Origin of the sequence: Kosakonia pseudosacchari, assembly GCF_015167415.1 — a bacterium.
In the GTDB taxonomy this organism is placed as follows: domain Bacteria; phylum Pseudomonadota; class Gammaproteobacteria; order Enterobacterales; family Enterobacteriaceae; genus Kosakonia; species Kosakonia pseudosacchari.
Window position 1 is genome coordinate 1,649,496 of the sequence record NZ_CP063425.1, and the last position, 16,700, is coordinate 1,666,195.

11 protein-coding genes are annotated in these 16,700 nt (G+C 51.4%); 6 read left to right on the plus strand and 5 right to left on the minus strand.

All coding sequences use genetic code 11. The features are described 5' to 3' along the window. Positions 1 to 15: 15 nt before the first annotated feature. Positions 16 to 981: a thioredoxin-disulfide reductase gene (trxB, locus tag IP581_RS07690; protein WP_086871895.1), complete on the minus strand. Its 966-nt coding sequence runs from the start codon at positions 979 to 981 to the stop codon at positions 16 to 18. 553 nt (positions 982 to 1,534) lie between these two features. Here trxB and lrp point away from each other — a divergent pair. Beyond that, entirely contained in the window at positions 1,535 to 2,029 is a 495-nt protein-coding gene (lrp, locus tag IP581_RS07695) for a leucine-responsive transcriptional regulator Lrp (protein WP_000228469.1), read from the plus strand. A gap of 120 nt (positions 2,030 to 2,149) precedes the next feature. Next, the gene (ftsK, locus tag IP581_RS07700) at positions 2,150 to 6,166 is read left to right on the plus strand and encodes a DNA translocase FtsK (RefSeq protein ID WP_193822185.1); all 4,017 of its coding nucleotides are present in this window, start codon (positions 2,150 to 2,152) and stop codon (positions 6,164 to 6,166) included. Between the two features lie 69 nt (positions 6,167 to 6,235). Here ftsK and IP581_RS07705 read toward each other — a convergent pair whose 3' ends face one another. Next, entirely contained in the window at positions 6,236 to 6,913 is a 678-nt protein-coding gene (locus tag IP581_RS07705) for a hypothetical protein (protein ID WP_097400217.1), read from the minus strand. A gap of 327 nt (positions 6,914 to 7,240) precedes the next feature. On the opposite strand from IP581_RS07705, the gene lolA reads away from it, so the two are divergent. The 4 genes from lolA (at position 7,241) to IP581_RS07725 (ending at position 12,207) form a co-directional block, all read left to right on the plus strand. Next, positions 7,241 to 7,852, plus strand: coding sequence for an outer membrane lipoprotein chaperone LolA (gene lolA / locus IP581_RS07710; protein WP_193822186.1), 612 nt, complete (start codon positions 7,241 to 7,243; stop codon positions 7,850 to 7,852). Between the two features lie 9 nt (positions 7,853 to 7,861). Next, on the plus strand, positions 7,862 to 9,205 hold the full coding sequence (rarA, locus tag IP581_RS07715) for a replication-associated recombination protein RarA (RefSeq protein WP_086871898.1): 1,344 nt from the start codon (positions 7,862 to 7,864) through the stop codon (positions 9,203 to 9,205). Between the two features lie 91 nt (positions 9,206 to 9,296). Further along, the gene (gene serS / locus IP581_RS07720; RefSeq protein WP_017456177.1) at positions 9,297 to 10,589 is read left to right on the plus strand and encodes a serine--tRNA ligase; all 1,293 of its coding nucleotides are present in this window, start codon (positions 9,297 to 9,299) and stop codon (positions 10,587 to 10,589) included. Positions 10,590 to 11,058: 469 nt separating this feature from the next. Beyond that, on the plus strand, positions 11,059 to 12,207 hold the full coding sequence (locus IP581_RS07725) for an MFS transporter (protein WP_020457229.1): 1,149 nt from the start codon (positions 11,059 to 11,061) through the stop codon (positions 12,205 to 12,207). 66 nt (positions 12,208 to 12,273) lie between these two features. Here the strand turns inward: IP581_RS07725 and pflA are convergent, their stop codons facing one another. From pflA to focA, 3 genes are all read right to left on the minus strand, one after another. Further along, positions 12,274 to 13,014, minus strand: coding sequence for a pyruvate formate lyase 1-activating protein (gene pflA / locus IP581_RS07730; protein ID WP_020457230.1), 741 nt, complete (start codon positions 13,012 to 13,014; stop codon positions 12,274 to 12,276). Between the two features lie 194 nt (positions 13,015 to 13,208). Further along, the gene (pflB, locus tag IP581_RS07735) at positions 13,209 to 15,491 is read right to left on the minus strand and encodes a formate C-acetyltransferase (protein WP_097400214.1); all 2,283 of its coding nucleotides are present in this window, start codon (positions 15,489 to 15,491) and stop codon (positions 13,209 to 13,211) included. A gap of 51 nt (positions 15,492 to 15,542) precedes the next feature. Beyond that, positions 15,543 to 16,400, minus strand: a complete 858-nt coding sequence (gene focA / locus IP581_RS07740) for a formate transporter FocA (RefSeq protein ID WP_141399339.1) — start codon at positions 16,398 to 16,400, stop codon at positions 15,543 to 15,545. Between the last annotated feature and the right edge of the window lie 300 nt (positions 16,401 to 16,700).

Here is a 16,700-nt window from a genome sequence, read left to right on the forward strand (position 1 = left end):
ACTGAGTTGTAAAGATTATTTACGCTCAGCAAGCCCATCGAGATAGCGTTCTGCATCCAGCGCTGCCATACAGCCTGTACCTGCAGAAGTGATCGCCTGACGGTAAATATGATCCATGACATCACCGGCAGCAAAGACGCCAGGAATGCTGGTTTGCGTGGCATTGCCATGAATACCGGACTGCACTTTGATGTAGCCGTTTTCCAGCGCCAGTTGACCTTCAAAGATGGCGGTGTTCGGGCTGTGACCGATAGCCACAAACAGACCTGCAACTTCCAGTGATTCGACGTTATCTGCATTCTGCGTATCGCGTAAACGCAGGCCGCTAACGCCCATCTGGTCACCCGTCACCTCTTCCAGTGTACGGTGGGTATGCAGCACGATGTTACCGCTTTCCACTTTATCCATCAGGCGTTTGATAAGGATTTTTTCTGCGCGGAACGTGTCACGGCGATGGATCAGATGCACTTCAGAGGCAATATTTGCCAGATATAGCGCTTCTTCTACTGCAGTGTTACCACCGCCAATCACCGCGACTTTCTGGTTACGGTAGAAGAAACCGTCACACGTTGCGCAGGCGGAAACGCCGCGGCCTTTGAACGCTTCTTCAGACGCCAGGCCCAAATAACGCGCAGACGCGCCAGTGGCGATAATCAATGCGTCGCAGGTGTACTCGCCACTGTCGCCAGTCAGGCGGAACGGACGATTTTGCAAATCCACGCTGTTGATGTGATCGAAAATGATTTCGGTATCAAATTTGGTGGCATGCTCATGCATGCGTTCCATCAGCAGTGGCCCGGTCAGATCGTGCGGGTCGCCCGGCCAGTTTTCCACTTCAGTGGTGGTGGTGAGCTGGCCGCCTTTTTCCATACCGGTAATCAGAACCGGCTGCAGGTTTGCGCGCGCAGCATAGACCGCAGCGGTATAACCGGCAGGGCCTGAACCAAGGATAAGCAGCTTACTGTGTTTGGCCGTACCCATGAGATCCTCATTGTTGTTTGGCAGACATTGGGCTGGATTGTAGGGAATTTACTGGCGTAAAAAAAGGGCGCAGCGATTTTGTTAACGATATGTGTAATAGAAATGACCAATGGCTGACTACGAATTCACAGGTGAAACATAATAATTCCTACTGAAAAAGGGGCAGTTATAAGGTGATAAAATGATGATTAGGGAACGACCCTGATGAATATCTGGCATGTTGTACTAAAAAAAGATGTTTTGCTTTGACAATCCCCTGCGCATTTGCGAAAACATCAAAGGAAGGAAAAAAGCAGTGTTTCGCGCGTGACGCAAGTTCATGCATGTAAATGCCATTTTTACCGGGCTAGCGAAATCTACGTATGGCGTGGACAGACGCCATTCGTGATATCGATAGCTGCCCCTGGCAACGGTCTTCTCAATACTGCCCCTGGGATTACGTGACGCGCTAATTAACATTACGCGCCGCGTAGCGCGACGGGCAAAGACTCTGAACAGTGAAGTGCACAGGGTCAAGACAGGAGTAGGGAAGGAATACAGAGAGACAATAATAATGGTAGATAGCAAGAAGCGCCCTGGCAAAGATCTCGACCGCATCGATCGTAATATTCTGAACGAATTGCAAAAAGATGGGCGTATTTCCAACGTCGAGCTTTCTAAACGAGTGGGGCTTTCCCCAACGCCATGCCTTGAGCGTGTGCGCAGGCTGGAAAGACAAGGGTTTATTCAGGGCTATACGGCGCTGCTGAACCCGCATTATCTGGATGCATCACTTCTGGTATTTGTTGAGATTACTCTGAATCGTGGCGCGCCGGATGTGTTTGAACAATTCAATGCCGCCGTGCAAAAACTTGAAGAGATTCAAGAGTGTCATCTGGTTTCAGGCGATTTCGACTACCTGTTGAAGACGCGTGTGCCGGATATGTCGGCCTACCGCAAACTGTTAGGGGAAACCCTGTTGCGTCTGCCGGGCGTTAACGACACCCGCACATATGTGGTAATGGAAGAAGTCAAACAGAGCAATCGTCTGGTAATTAAGACGCGCTAATACGGAACAGGTGCAAAATCGCTGTTTTTTGATTACACTCCTGTTAATCCATACAGCAACAGTGCCGGGGAGACCCGGCGCTGTTGTCCGTTTTAGCATCAAGGACCTGGAGAGCCTGTCTTGAGCCAGGAATACACTGAAGACAAAGAAGTCACACTGACCAAGTTAAGCAGCGGACGTCGACTCCTGGAGGCGTTGCTGATCCTCGTTTCACTTTCTGCCGTCTGGTTAATGGTAGCGCTTCTCAGCTTTAACCCGTCCGATCCGAGTTGGTCGCAAACGGCCTGGCATGAGCCTATCCATAATCTTGGCGGCGTGCCTGGCGCGTGGCTTGCCGATACGCTGTTTTTCATTTTTGGCATCATGGCTTATACCATCCCGGTGATTATTATCGGCGGCTGCTGGTTTGCTTATCGCCATCGGGCCAGTGAAGACTATATCGACTATTTTGCCGTATCGCTGCGCATGATTGGCGCGCTGGCGCTGATCCTCACTTCTTGTGGCCTGGCGGCGATTAATGCGGATGATATCTGGTATTTCGCCTCCGGCGGTGTTATTGGCAGCTTGCTAAGTACCACGCTACAACCTTTGCTGCGTAGCAGTGGCGGTACACTGGCGCTGCTCTGTATCTGGGCCGCCGGTTTGACGCTGTTCACCGGGTGGTCATGGGTGACCATTGCCGAGAAAATTGGCAGTGTGATCCTCAATATTCTCACTTTTGCCAGTAATCGTACCCGCCGGGATGACACCTGGGTTGATGACGACGAATATGAAGATGATGACGAGGATGCAGGCGACATGGATGCTCCGCGAGAATCTCGTCGTGCGCGTATCCTGCGTGGTGCCCTGGCAAGGCGTAAACGTGTTGCTGAAAAATTCGCTAACCCTATGGGGCGTAAAACCGATGAGGCGTTGTTCTCCGGTAAGCGCATGGATGACGATGAAGACGATATTGCTTATAGCGCTCGTGGTGTCCCTGCGGACGCTGACGATGTGTTGTTCTCCGGACATCGTGCAACTGAATCTGAACAAGAATACGATCCTCTGCTCAACGGTCGCAGCATAACGGCACCAGTGGCCACCGCTGCAGCCGCGACGACTGTCGCTGCGCAGGCTTATGCCGCGCCGGTTGACCCGGTTGTGCAGGCACCGCAGGATAGTGAATGGCCCTATGCTCAGCCGCCTGTTCAACAGACCGCTGCGTATCAGCCAACGCCAGAAGAGCAGAACTCTCTCGCATCTTACCAGCCTGTATCAAACCAATCGGTTTCACACGAAGCTGAATATCCGGCTGCACAATACGCTGAGCCACAGTGGCAACAGCCTGTCGCGCAGGATAGTTGGATGCCAGAAGCTCCGGTGACAGCACAGCCGCAAGAAAATGAGGTTTATTCGCAGCCGGTACATGATCCGCTGCCATGGCAGAGTGAGCCGCAGCCGCAAATCTCCCCGGCGCCTGAACTCGTTGTCGAGCCTGAGCCTGTGGTTGAAGAAGTGAAACAGACTCGTCCTCCTCTTTATTACTTTGAGGAAGTAGAGGAGAAACGCGCGCGTGAGCGTGAGCAACTGGCGGCGTGGTATCAGCCGATTCCTGAGCCTGAAAATATCGAGCCGGTTTCGAAACCGGCTGCGCCGACAATGCCGTCGATACCGCCAGTTGAAACAACCGTTGCGCCAGTTGCTGCCGGGGTGCAGCAGGCCACAAGTAGTGTCGCCTCGGCAACAGCCGCAGGTCCGGTTTTCAGCCTTGCAGCGGGTGGTACACCACGTCCGCAGGTGAAAGAGGGGATTGGCCCGCAACTGCCACGTCCGAACCGGGTGCGTGTACCGACGCGCCGTGAACTGGCTTCTTATGGCATCAAGCTGCCGTCTCAACGGATGGCCGAAGAACGCGCGCGCGAAGAAGATGAAACGCGCCATCATAATGATCAATTCTCAGAAGACGCCGCTGATATGCAGCAGCAGGATGAACTGGCACGCCAGTTTGCCGCTACGCAGCATGATCGCTATGGTGATGGATACCAGCATGAGACGCCGCAATTCCAGTCGCAGCATGCTGTACCGAGTGAAGAAGACGCAGAAGAGGCGGAGCTTGCACGTCAGTTTGCGGCGTCGCAGCAGCAGCGGTATGCAGGTGAACAGCCTGCCGGGGCGCAAGCATTTATGCCGGAGGACTTTGCGTTCTCACCAATGAAGACGCTGGTAGATGATGGCCTAGGCGAACCGCTGTTCACACCTGGCGTAATGCCGGAGCAGGAACCGTCTGCTGTGCAGCACCACCAACAACCGCTGCAGCATTATCAGCAGCCCGCTCACCAGTCTGCTGCACAGCCGCAGCACTATCAGCAGCCGACGCATCAACCAGCTGCACAGCCGCAGCAATATCCGCAGTCGGCGCATCAGCCTGTTGCACAACCGCAGCAATATCCGCAGTCGGCGCATCAACCTGATGCCCAGCTGCAGCAGTATCAGCAGTCGGTGCATCAACCTGCTGCACAACCGCAGCACTATCAGCAGCCGGTGCATCAACCTGCTGCTCAGCCGCAGCAGTATCAGCAGCCGGTTCATCAACCTGCTGCACAACCGCAAGAGAGTCTGATTCACCCGTTGCTAATGCGTAATGGCGACAGCCGCCCGATGCAAAAACCGACGACACCGCTGCCGTCGCTGGATTTGTTGACGCAGCCGCCAGCGGAAGTTGAACCGGTAGATACGTTCGCGCTGGAACAGATGGCGCGTCTGGTGGAAGCGCGGCTGGCGGATTTTCGCATCAAAGCTGATGTGGTCAATTATTCTCCTGGCCCGGTTATCACCCGTTTCGAGTTGAATCTCGCCCCTGGTGTGAAAGCTGCGCGTATTTCGAACCTTTCGCGCGATCTGGCGCGTTCGTTGTCGACCGTTGCTGTGCGTGTGGTGGAAGTTATTCCGGGTAAACCGTACGTTGGTCTGGAACTGCCGAACAAGAAACGACAAACTGTTTACTTGCGCGAAGTGTTGGATTGCGTGAAATTCCGCGAAAACCCGTCGCCGCTGACTGTCGTGCTGGGTAAAGATATCGCAGGCGACCCGGTAATAGCCGACCTGGCGAAGATGCCGCACCTGTTGGTTGCGGGTACGACCGGTTCCGGTAAATCGGTAGGCGTGAATGCCATGATCCTCAGCATGTTGTATAAAGCGACGCCGGAAGAGGTGCGCTTTATTATGATCGACCCGAAAATGCTTGAGTTGTCAGTGTATGAAGGGATCCCGCATCTGCTTACCGAAGTCGTCACCGACATGAAAGACGCTGCCAACGCCTTGCGCTGGAGCGTCAATGAAATGGAGCGTCGCTACAAGCTGATGTCGGCGCTCGGAGTACGTAACCTGGCGGGCTACAACGAGAAGATCGCTGAAGCTGCGCGAATGGGCCGCCCGATCCCGGATCCTTACTGGAAGCCGGGCGACAGCATGGATGTCGAACATCCGGTGCTGGAAAAACTGCCGTATATCGTGGTGCTGGTGGATGAATTCGCCGATTTGATGATGACCGTCGGTAAGAAAGTGGAAGAGCTGATTGCGCGCCTGGCGCAAAAAGCGCGCGCTGCGGGCATTCACCTGGTGCTGGCGACTCAGCGTCCATCAGTGGATGTCATTACAGGCCTGATTAAAGCCAACATCCCGACACGTATCGCGTTTACCGTTTCGAGCAAAATTGACTCACGTACCATCCTCGATCAGGGCGGTGCTGAATCGCTGCTGGGGATGGGGGATATGCTCTATTCCGGCCCGAACTCGACTTCTGCACCGGTACGTGTACATGGTGCATTCGTTCGTGACCAGGAAGTGCATGCTGTTGTGCAGGACTGGAAGGCACGCGGGCGTCCGCAGTATGTCGATGGCATTACGTCGGATAGCGAAAACGAAGGCGGTGCAGGTGGCGGTTTTGATGGGGGGGAAGAGCTGGATCCGTTATTCGATCAGGCTGTTAATTTCGTGACCGAAAAACGCAAAGCCTCTATCTCCGGCGTACAGCGCCAGTTCCGTATCGGCTATAACCGCGCTGCGCGCATCATTGAGCAGATGGAAGCCCAGGGGATCGTCAGCGAACAAGGGCATAACGGAAACCGTGAAGTACTGGCACCGCCACCGTTTGATTAATATTTAAATAGCGCCATTCTGCCTCCATTTGTGGGAATTATCGACAATGGAGGCAGATTATGCAGATGATTAACGATATTTATTAATTTTTTCTAACTCATTCAATTCATACTTCAAAGTTTCTAAGCTATCGCTTTCTTGGGTGATAGCAGTAGTGTTAAGGCCACATTCAGAGGCGGAACTTGTATAGGTTACGGTTTCGAAATACTTCCCGGTGCTATCATGGTTACCATGATAGCACTTATATGTAACTGGTTGGTTATTTCCATTTGCAATAGCCGCTTTCAATACCTCAATTCTTCTTGGTAACCATTCATAACTCTTCCAATCAATAAGTAACTGATCCTCGGGGTTTATAAAAAAAGCATCCAACGTTGTAGATGCTCTATCGCTGTATTTTTCCACAGTGACTTCCATCACAGCTGTTTCTTGCTCGTGATTTCCATAAATCCTTGTAGCCCAACATTTCATAGGATATTCAACAACATGGTCAAAGTGCGGCCCATTTATGCTTCTGACGTTGGTAATGCCCACAACATCACGCTCAGATGTTGTATGAGTTCGATTATAGTAATTAATAAATTGAGGGGACTTAAAATACTCATTAGCGCAAAACAGGAACGGTGCCCTATTGGAATTTGTCCTGTCGTCTAAAAATACCCAGTTAGTTAAATATCCATCCGTAGTGAGTGCCTTACAACCTGCTAGAAATAATGGCAATGTTAATATCAATGGCCTGAGGTTCATAAATATTCCCTATTAACTCTGCTGTTGGTAAAATCATTAAAAAAAGAGCTTAAGTTAAATTATTGAAACGTAATGGTGGATTTATTGGATTGTATTATGCTCAGATGATTACGAATATACTATAGGATTTTTTAAAGGTGATTGAAATTATGAACTTATTTTCAAAAAGATGAGCATATTAGGGATACTGTCTTTTGCTTGAGTGTAGGCTTGGCTGATCGATTTCAGTTTTTTTACCAGGAAACTACGCTGCTGAATTGTTATAGTAGGGGGAAGTAATTTGCTTAGTCAGTTGACTGGCAGAATGGGAAAATTTAAGGAATCAAGATGAAAAAAATTGCCATCGCCTGCGCTTTATTTGTCAGCTTTGCCGCCAGCAATGTCTGGGCGGATGCTTCCAGCGACCTGAAAAGCCGTCTCGATAAAGTCAGCAGCTTTCACGCTACCTTCACTCAAAAAGTGACCGATGGCAGCGGTGCTGCGGTGCAGGAAGGTCAGGGCGATCTATGGGTGAAACGCCCGAACCTGTTCAACTGGCACATGACCCAGCCGGATGAAAGTGTTCTGGTGTCAGATGGTAAAACGCTGTGGTTCTATAACCCATTTGTTGAACAGGCAACTGCAACCTGGCTGAAAGACGCCACGGGTAACACGCCGTTTATGCTGATTGCCCGTAATCAGGCAAGCGACTGGCAGCAGTACAATATTGAGCAAAAGGGTGACGATTTTGTTCTGACGCCGAAAGGCAACAACGGCAACCTGAAACAGTTCACCATTAACGTGGGGCGTGATGGCACAATCCATCAATTTAGCGCCATTGAGCAGGACGATCAGCGCAGCAGCTATCAGCTTAAATCGCAGCAAAACGGCGCTGTTGATGCATCTAAATTTACCTTTACCCCGCCGAAGGGCGTAACGGTTGACGATCAGCGCAAGTAAGAGGCGTGCATGAGTAACATGTCGCTCGACTTTTCCGATAATGCGTTTCAACCTCTGGCCGCGCGTATGCGGCCAGAAAATTTAGCGCAGTACATTGGTCAGCAACATCTGTTTGCACCGGGTAAGCCGCTCCCGCGTGCGATTGAAGCCGGGCATTTGCACTCCATGATTCTGTGGGGGCCGCCGGGAACGGGCAAAACCACGCTCGCCGAAGTGATAGCGCGTTATGCCAGTGCAGATGTAGAACGTATCTCTGCGGTGACCTCCGGGGTGAAAGAGATCCGGGAAGCCATTGAGCGTGCGCGCCAAAACCGTAACGCCGGGCGTCGTACCATTCTGTTTGTCGATGAAGTTCACCGCTTTAATAAAAGTCAGCAGGACGCTTTTCTGCCGCATATTGAAGATGGCACCATCACGTTTATTGGCGCGACGACGGAAAACCCCTCTTTTGAACTCAATTCTGCGTTGCTGTCTCGCGCGCGTGTTTATTTGCTTAAATCGCTGACCACCGAGGATATCGAGCAGGTCTTAACGCAGGCGATGGAAGACAAAGCACGTGGTTACGGCGGGCAGGATATTGTTCTGCCGGATGAAACCCGGCGGGCGATTGCCGAGCTGGTTGGCGGTGATGCGCGTCGGGCGCTTAACACGCTTGAGATGATGGCAGATATGGCGGAACTCGACAGTTCCGGCAAGCGTGTATTAAAGCCAGAATTGCTCACGGAAATTGCCGGTGAACGCAGCGCCCGTTTCGACAACAAAGGGGATCGTTTTTACGATTTGATCTCCGCGTTGCACAAATCGGTCCGCGGTAGTGCGCCGGATGCGGCGCTTTATTGGTATGCGCGAATTATTACGGCCGGTGGTGATCCTTTATATGTCGCGCGCCGCTGCCTGGCGATTGCCTCTGAAGATGTCGGTAACGCCGATCCGCGTGCGATGCAGGTCGCGATTGCCGCCTGGGATTGTTTTACGCGCGTTGGTCCTGCAGAAGGCGAACGTGCCATCGCGCAGGCGATTGTTTACCTTGCCTGTGCGCCGAAAAGTAATGCCGTTTATACCGCGTTCAAAGCGGCGCTGGCGGATGCGCGCGATCGCCCCGATTATGACGTGCCGGTTCATCTGCGTAATGCACCCACCAAACTGATGAAAGAGATGGGCTACGGGCAGGAGTATCGTTACGCTCATGACGAACCCAATGCCTATGCCGCTGGTGAAGAGTATTTCCCGCAAGAACTGGCTCAGACTCGCTATTATCACCCCTCGACAAGAGGCCTTGAAGGCAAGATTGGTGAAAAGCTCGCCTGGCTTACCGAACAGGATCATAAAAGCCCTATAAAACGCTATCGCTAGTGCGGGCGTTGCGGTAAGGTTACGACTTACACCATCGACCGCAGGCTGCGGTCGTATTCTTTTATTTCAATTCGATAAGCACAGGAAAAGCATGCTCGATCCCAATCTGCTGCGTACCGAGCCAGACGCAGTCGCTGAAAAACTGGCACGCCGGGGCTTTAAGCTGGATGTAGATAAATTACGCGCGCTTGAAGAGCGTCGTAAAGTCTTGCAAGTTAATACGGAAAACTTGCAGGCGGAACGCAACTCGCGATCGAAATCCATTGGCCAGGCGAAAGCACGCGGGGAAGATATCGAGCCTTTACGCCTGGAAGTGAACAAGCTGGGTGAAGAGCTGGACGCGGCTAAAGCGGAGCTGGAAACCCTGTTGGCGGAGATCCGCGACATCGCGCTGACAATCCCTAACCTGCCAGACGATTGTGTTCCAGTCGGCCGTGACGAAAATGACAACGTTGAGGTCAGCCGTTGGGGTACGCCGCGCAAATTTGATTTCGACATTCGCGATCACGTGACGCTGGGTGAAATGCACAGCGGGCTGGATTTCGCCGCAGCGGTGAAACTTACCGGCTCTCGCTTTGTAGTGATGAAAGGGCAGATTGCGCGCATGCATCGTGCGCTGGCGCAGTTCATGCTGGATTTACACACCGAACAGCATGGCTACGCAGAGAACTATGTTCCGTATCTGGTCAACCAGGATACGCTGTACGGCACCGGGCAGTTACCGAAATTCGCGGGTGATTTGTTCCACACTCGTCCGCTGGAAGAAGAAGCAGACAGTAGCAATTACGCGTTGATTCCGACAGCGGAAGTTCCGCTGACAAACCTGGTGCGTGATGAGATCATTGATGAAGATGATCTGCCGATCAAAATGACTGCGCACACGCCATGTTTCCGCTCAGAAGCGGGATCTTATGGACGTGATACGCGCGGTCTGATCCGTATGCACCAGTTCGATAAAGTTGAAATGGTGCAGATCGTTCGCCCGGAAGATTCCATGGCGGCGCTGGAAGAGATGACGGGTCACGCGGAGAAAGTGTTGCAGCTGCTGGGGCTTCCCTATCGTAAAGTGCTGCTGTGCTCGGGTGATATGGGCTTCGGTGCTTGCAAAACCTACGATCTGGAAGTGTGGGTACCGGCGCAGGACACTTACCGCGAAATCTCTTCCTGCTCTAACGTCTGGGATTTCCAGGCTCGTCGTATGCAGGCGCGCTGCCGTAGCAAGTCCGACAAGAAAACCCGCCTGGTACATACATTGAATGGTTCCGGTCTGGCCGTTGGCCGTACGCTGGTGGCGGTAATGGAAAACTATCAGCAGGCTGATGGTCGAATTGAAGTGCCGGAAGTACTGCGTCCGTACATGAACGGCCTTGAGTTTATCGGCTAATCATCTGCCTGTAGTGAATGTTCATTCTGAAAGCGCCTGCGGGCGCTTTTTTATTGCTTACTAAAAAACAACGCCCCGTGCGCGGGGGGAGCACCAGGTTCGGGGTTAACGTTCAGAGAACTGGCTGAAGTTTCTGTTTCAGGTTTTGGCACGCCCTTGCTGGATAAGATCCATGCAGCCTGCTGTGCAGGGAAATAATTTTTACTGCACATTTTCCCGTACCAGTTTCAGCCTTTTTTATGTCGGCATTCATCATGAATTTTTTCGACCGATAATTCTGCCTGTTAGCAAAACTATTCTTTTATTTTCAATAGCGTGAATCATGTCATTCTCTTTTAAGCCCAATGCTGGATAAGTTTTACGAATCGTCGTGGTGCAAAACAGTCAGCGTCCAAAATCCGTGGATTGACAATGTTCTTACCGGTGGCATGATGCGCACGCAAACTGAACTTCCTCACGGTTTTTATCCATGTCCATCTATACCCGGCCAGTGCTGTTATTGCTCTGTGGCTTAATGCTGTTGACGCTGGCGATCGCGACGCTAAATACGCTCGTACCGCTCTGGCTCGCCCACGAAAATTTACCGACCTGGCAGGTTGGGATGGTGGGTTCTTCCTATTTCACTGGCAATTTGCTGGGGACGTTACTGACCGGCCGTTTAATTCGCCGTCTGGGTTTTAACCGCAGCTATTATCTTGCTTCGCTGATTTTTGCCGCAGGCTGTGTTGGCCTGGGGCTAATGATTGGTTTCTGGAGCTGGATGGTTTGGCGCTTTGTCGCTGGTGTGGGCTGCGCGATGATTTGGGTGGTCGTGGAAAGTGCTCTGATGTGCAGCGGCACATCACGCAATCGTGGGCGCCTGTTAGCAGCTTATATGATGGTTTACTACGTCGGCACAGTGCTTGGCCAGGTGATGGTCAGTAAGTTGCCGACAGATCTGATGAGCGTACTGCCGTGGACGACTGCGCTGGTATTAACGGCGATCCTGCCGCTGCTGTTTACCCGCATTGTCAACCAGCAGAGTGAAGAGCAGGCTCCGACCTCGGTGTGGCCGATGCTGCGTCTGCGTCATGCTCGCCTGGGCGTGAATGGTTGCATCATCTCCGGGATCATTCTTGGTTCGCTGTACGGCTTGATGCCGCTTTATCTTTCGCATCAGGGGATCAGCGATTCGGGGATTGGTTTCTGGATGGCGCTGATGGTCAGTGCCGGTATTGTAGGGCAGTGGCCGATTGGGCGACTGGCAGATCGTTTTGGTCGCCTGCTGGTGCTGCGTGTGCAGGTGTTTGTCGTGATCGTGGGATGTTTTGCGATGTTGAGTAATGCAGCCATGGCTCCTGCACTTTTTGTGCTCGGAACCGCAGGCTTTACTCTGTACCCGGTGGCGATGGCATGGGCCTGTGAGAAAGTGGAACATCACCAGCTGGTGGCAATGAACCAGGCGCTGTTGCTGAGTTACACCATTGGCAGCCTGCTTGGTCCGACGCTGACCGCAATGCTGATGCAAAGCTACTCTGATAGTTTGCTGTTTATCATGATTGCGGGTGTGTCGTTTATCTATCTGGTGATGCTGATGCGCAAAGCAGGACATCACCCAACGCCGGTGGCGCACGCCTGATGTACGCCGCTTGATAAATAAAAAAGCCACAACAATCAGTTGTGGCTTTTTTGTCTCAGGGATGGCTCAGTACATCACTTTGTGACCGTACTGCTCCAGGATGCCTTTAACGCGCTCCATGGTCTCTTTCTTCGGCGGGTGAATGCCATCCAGCTTATACTCTTCGCCCATCGCCACCCATTTATGCTTGCCCAGCTCATGATAGGGCAGGAGTTCGATTTTCTCGACGTTGCCCATGTCGCGGGTAAATTCACCAAGGCGATGCGCGGAATCGTCATCGTCAGACCAGCCGGGTACAACGACGTAACGGATCCATACGTTGATATTTTTCTTCGATAAATACTGGGCGAATTCGAGGGTCCGGTGATTAGATACGCCGACCAGATTCTGATGGATCTCATCGTTCATCTGTTTCAAATCGAGCATCACCAGATCGGTCACTTCCAGCAATTCATCAATCACCGGATCGTAACGGCGCACAAAGCCGTTGGTGTCGAGACAGGTATGAATGCCCTCTTTTTTACAAGCACGGAACCAGTCACGAACGAATTCCGCCTGCAGGATGGCTTCACCGCCGGATGCGGTTACGCCGCCGCCAGAAGCGTTCATAAAGTGGCGATAGGTCACGACGTCTTTCATCAGTTCTTCAACGGTTATCTCTTTACCGCCGTGCGTATCCCATGTATCGCGATTGTGGCAATACAGGCAGCGCATCAGGCAGCCCTGGAAGAAGGTGATAAAGCGAATGCCCGGGCCGTCGACCGTGCCGCAGGATTCAAAGGAGTGGATGCGACCAATAACTGACATTGCGGTGTTTTCTCCAGATGTGGCCCATCCGGGGCCTGTGTCTGCGCAGTTTGATTCCTTCTGCGCTAAGTCTGTTTTGGCAGACATCCAGCAAGGATAGATGGCTGACGAAGCACACTTCAGGTGTTAAAAAGGCCCCACAGTCGTGGAGCCTTTATTATACGCTTTTTACTGCGTAGTTTCAGTCAATACCATTACATGGTCTGAGTGAAAGTACGGGTAATAACATCCTGCTGCTGTTCTTTAGTCAGGGAGTTAAAACGTACGGCATAACCAGAAACACGGATGGTCAGCTGCGGATATTTTTCCGGGTTTTCCATCGCGTCGAGCAGCATTTCGCGGTTCATGACGTTCACGTTCAGGTGCTGACCGCCTTCGATGGACGCTTCGTGGTGGAAGTAACCATCCATCAGACCAGCCAGGTTGGTTTTACGTACTTCGTCGTCTTTACCCAGCGCGTTCGGCACGATAGAGAAGGTGTAAGAGATACCATCTTTAGCGTAAGCGAACGGCAGTTTAGCAACGGAAGTCAGAGAGGCAACAGCACCTTTCTGGTCACGGCCATGCATCGGGTTAGCGCCCGGTCCGAATGGAGCACCAGCGCGGCGACCATCCGGGGTATTACCGGTTTTCTTACCGTACACAACGTTAGACGTGATGGTCAGAACAGACTGAGTCGGGATAGCGTTGCGGTAAGTGGTCAGTTTCTGAATTTTCTTCATGAAACGTTCAACCAGGTCAACCGCCAGATCATCAACACGAGCGTCGTTGTTACCAAACTGCGGGTATTCGCCTTCGATTTCGAAGTCGATAGCCAGACCGTCTTCGTCACGAATCGGTTTAACTTTCGCGTATTTGATAGCAGACAGGGAGTCAGCCGCTACGGACAAGCCTGCAATACCGCAAGCCATGGTACGGATAACGTCGCGATCGTGCAGCGCCATCAGTGAAGCTTCGTAGCTGTATTTGTCATGCATGTAGTGGATGATGTTCAGCGCGGTGACGTACTGTTTAGCCAGCCAATCCATGAAGTGATCCATACGATCCATTACTTCGTCGTACTTCAGCACGTCGCCTTTGATTGGTTCAGATTTCGGACCAACCTGCATTTTCAGTTTTTCATCAACGCCGCCGTTGATGGCGTACAGCATGGTTTTCGCCAGGTTAGCGCGAGCACCGAAGAACTGCATTTGTTTACCAACAACCATCGGGCTTACGCAGCATGCGATCGCGTAGTCGTCGTTGTTGAAGTCCGGACGCATCAGATCATCGTTCTCGTACTGCAGAGAAGAGGTGTCGATGGAGACTTTCGCAGCGAATTTTTTGAAGTTCAGCGGCAGTTTTTCAGACCACAGAACAGTGATGTTCGGTTCCGGAGACGGCCCCATGGTGTACAGGGTGTTCAGGAAACGGAAGCTGTTTTTGGAAACCAGTGTACGGCCATCAACGCCCATACCACCGATAGATTCAGTTGCCCAAATCGGGTCACCGGAGAACAGTTCATCATATTCAGGGGTACGCAGGAAGCGAACCATACGCAGTTTCATGACCAGGTGGTCAATCATTTCCTGAGCGTCTTTCTCAGTGATTTTGCCTGCTTTCAGGTCACGTTCGATGTACACGTCCAGGAAGGTGGATACGCGACCGAAGGACATTGCCGCGCCGTTCTGAGATTTAACCGCAGCCAGGTAGCCGAAGTAAGTCCACTGAATGGCTTCCTGAGCAGTAGTAGCCGGACCAGAGATATCGCAGCCGTATTTCGCTGCCATCTCTTTGATCTGACCCAGTGCGCGATGCTGTTCAGCAATCTCTTCACGCAGACGGATAGTTGCTTCCAGGTTAACGCCATTTTCCAGATCAGACTGCAGAGACTGGAACTGAGCGTATTTGTCTTTCATCAGGAAGTCGATGCCGTACAGGGCAACACGACGGTAGTCACCGATGATACGACCGCGGCCGTAAGCATCCGGCAGACCGGTCAGAACACCGGATTTACGGCAGTTCAGAATGTCTTTGGTATAAACATCGAATACACCCTGGTTGTGGGTTTTACGGTATTCGGTGAAGATTTTTTTAAGCGCAGGATCCAGTTCGCGGTTGTACGCTTTGCAGGAACCTTCAACCATTTTGATACCGCCGAACGGAATGATTGCGCGTTTCAGCGGAGCTTCAGTCTGCAGACCAACGATTTTCTCTAATGACTTGTTGATGTAACCCGCGTCGTGAGAAGTGATGGTTGATGCAACGGAGGTGTCAAAATCAACTGGCGCATGAGTGCGGTTTTCCAGTTTAACGCCTTCCATGACTTTGTCCCACAGTTTGGTGGTCGCTTCAGTAGCGCCAGCCAGGAAGGACTCATCGCCTTCGTACGGGGTGTAGTTTTTCTGGATAAAGTCACGTACGTTGACTTCTTTCTGCCAGTCACCTTTCGCAAAACCTTCCCAGGCTGTGGCTAATTTTTCATTAAGCTCGGACATGTAACACCTACCTTCTTAAGTGGATTTTTTATTTACTGCCTGAAACAACCATTAATGATGATCGTTGCCACGCAGGTAAATGACCCAGTATGTCAACCCGACTAATAATCCTCCACCGATGATATTCCCGATTGTTACAGGGATCAGGTTATCAGTGATGAAATTCATAATGGTCAGGTGAGAGAAATTTTCCGGGCTGGAGCCAACGGCGGTCCAGAACTCCGGGCTTGCAAAGTTGCGAATTACAATACCCATCGGGATCATAAACATATTCGCAATACTGTGTTCAAAACCGCTGGCAACAAACATCGCCACCGGCAGAACCATAATCATGGCCTTATCCATCAGGCTGCGGCCGGAATAACTCATCCACACGGCCATGCACACCATCAGGTTAGCCAGAATGCCCAGCGCCACGGCTTCAACAAAGGTGTGATGTACTTTATGGTCTGCGGTTTGTAGTACGTTTAAGCCCCAACCGCCGTTGGCGACCATATACTCGCCAGACAACCACATTAACAGCACAAACAGCAGCGCACCCACCAGGTTGCCGATATAGACGTTAATCCAGTTGCGGGCCAGCTGCCCCCAGGTAATACGCCCACTGGCTTTTGCCACGACAATCAGTACGGTTGAAGTAAAGAGATCGGCACCGCAAATGATGCAAAGGATCAGCCCCAGGGAGAAGCAGACACCACCGATCAGTTTAGCAATACCGTACGGCATTGCGCCGGTACCTGTGGTGGCGGTGATGTAGAACACGAAAGCAATGGAGATAAACACACCTGCGGTAATCGCAAGATAGAAAGTCTTAAGCGGATGTTTAGTCGCTTTATAGACACCAGCTTCTTCGGCAACTTTGGCCATCTCGGCTGGAAGAATAAGATCAAAAGGGTTGTCAGCTTTCACACTAACTCTCTCTTTATTAAGTCGGCGACGAGATACTAACAAAGCATTATAGAAGAGAATTTGATATGGATCATATCTCGCCTGGCTTATAGGACCGCAAAGCGTATGGTTTTTCTACGATCACGGAGTAACTTGTTGATTATCAAAATAAAAATAAAGTTTAAGAATTACAAAATGAGTTGAATTTTTTTATGCGGTCTCCCAAACAACAGTTAATTAAAATGGAGTAATCACCATAATAAGTAACAATATTAGTTTTAATGGATAATTATATTTACCCATATTTAACTTTAATATTAC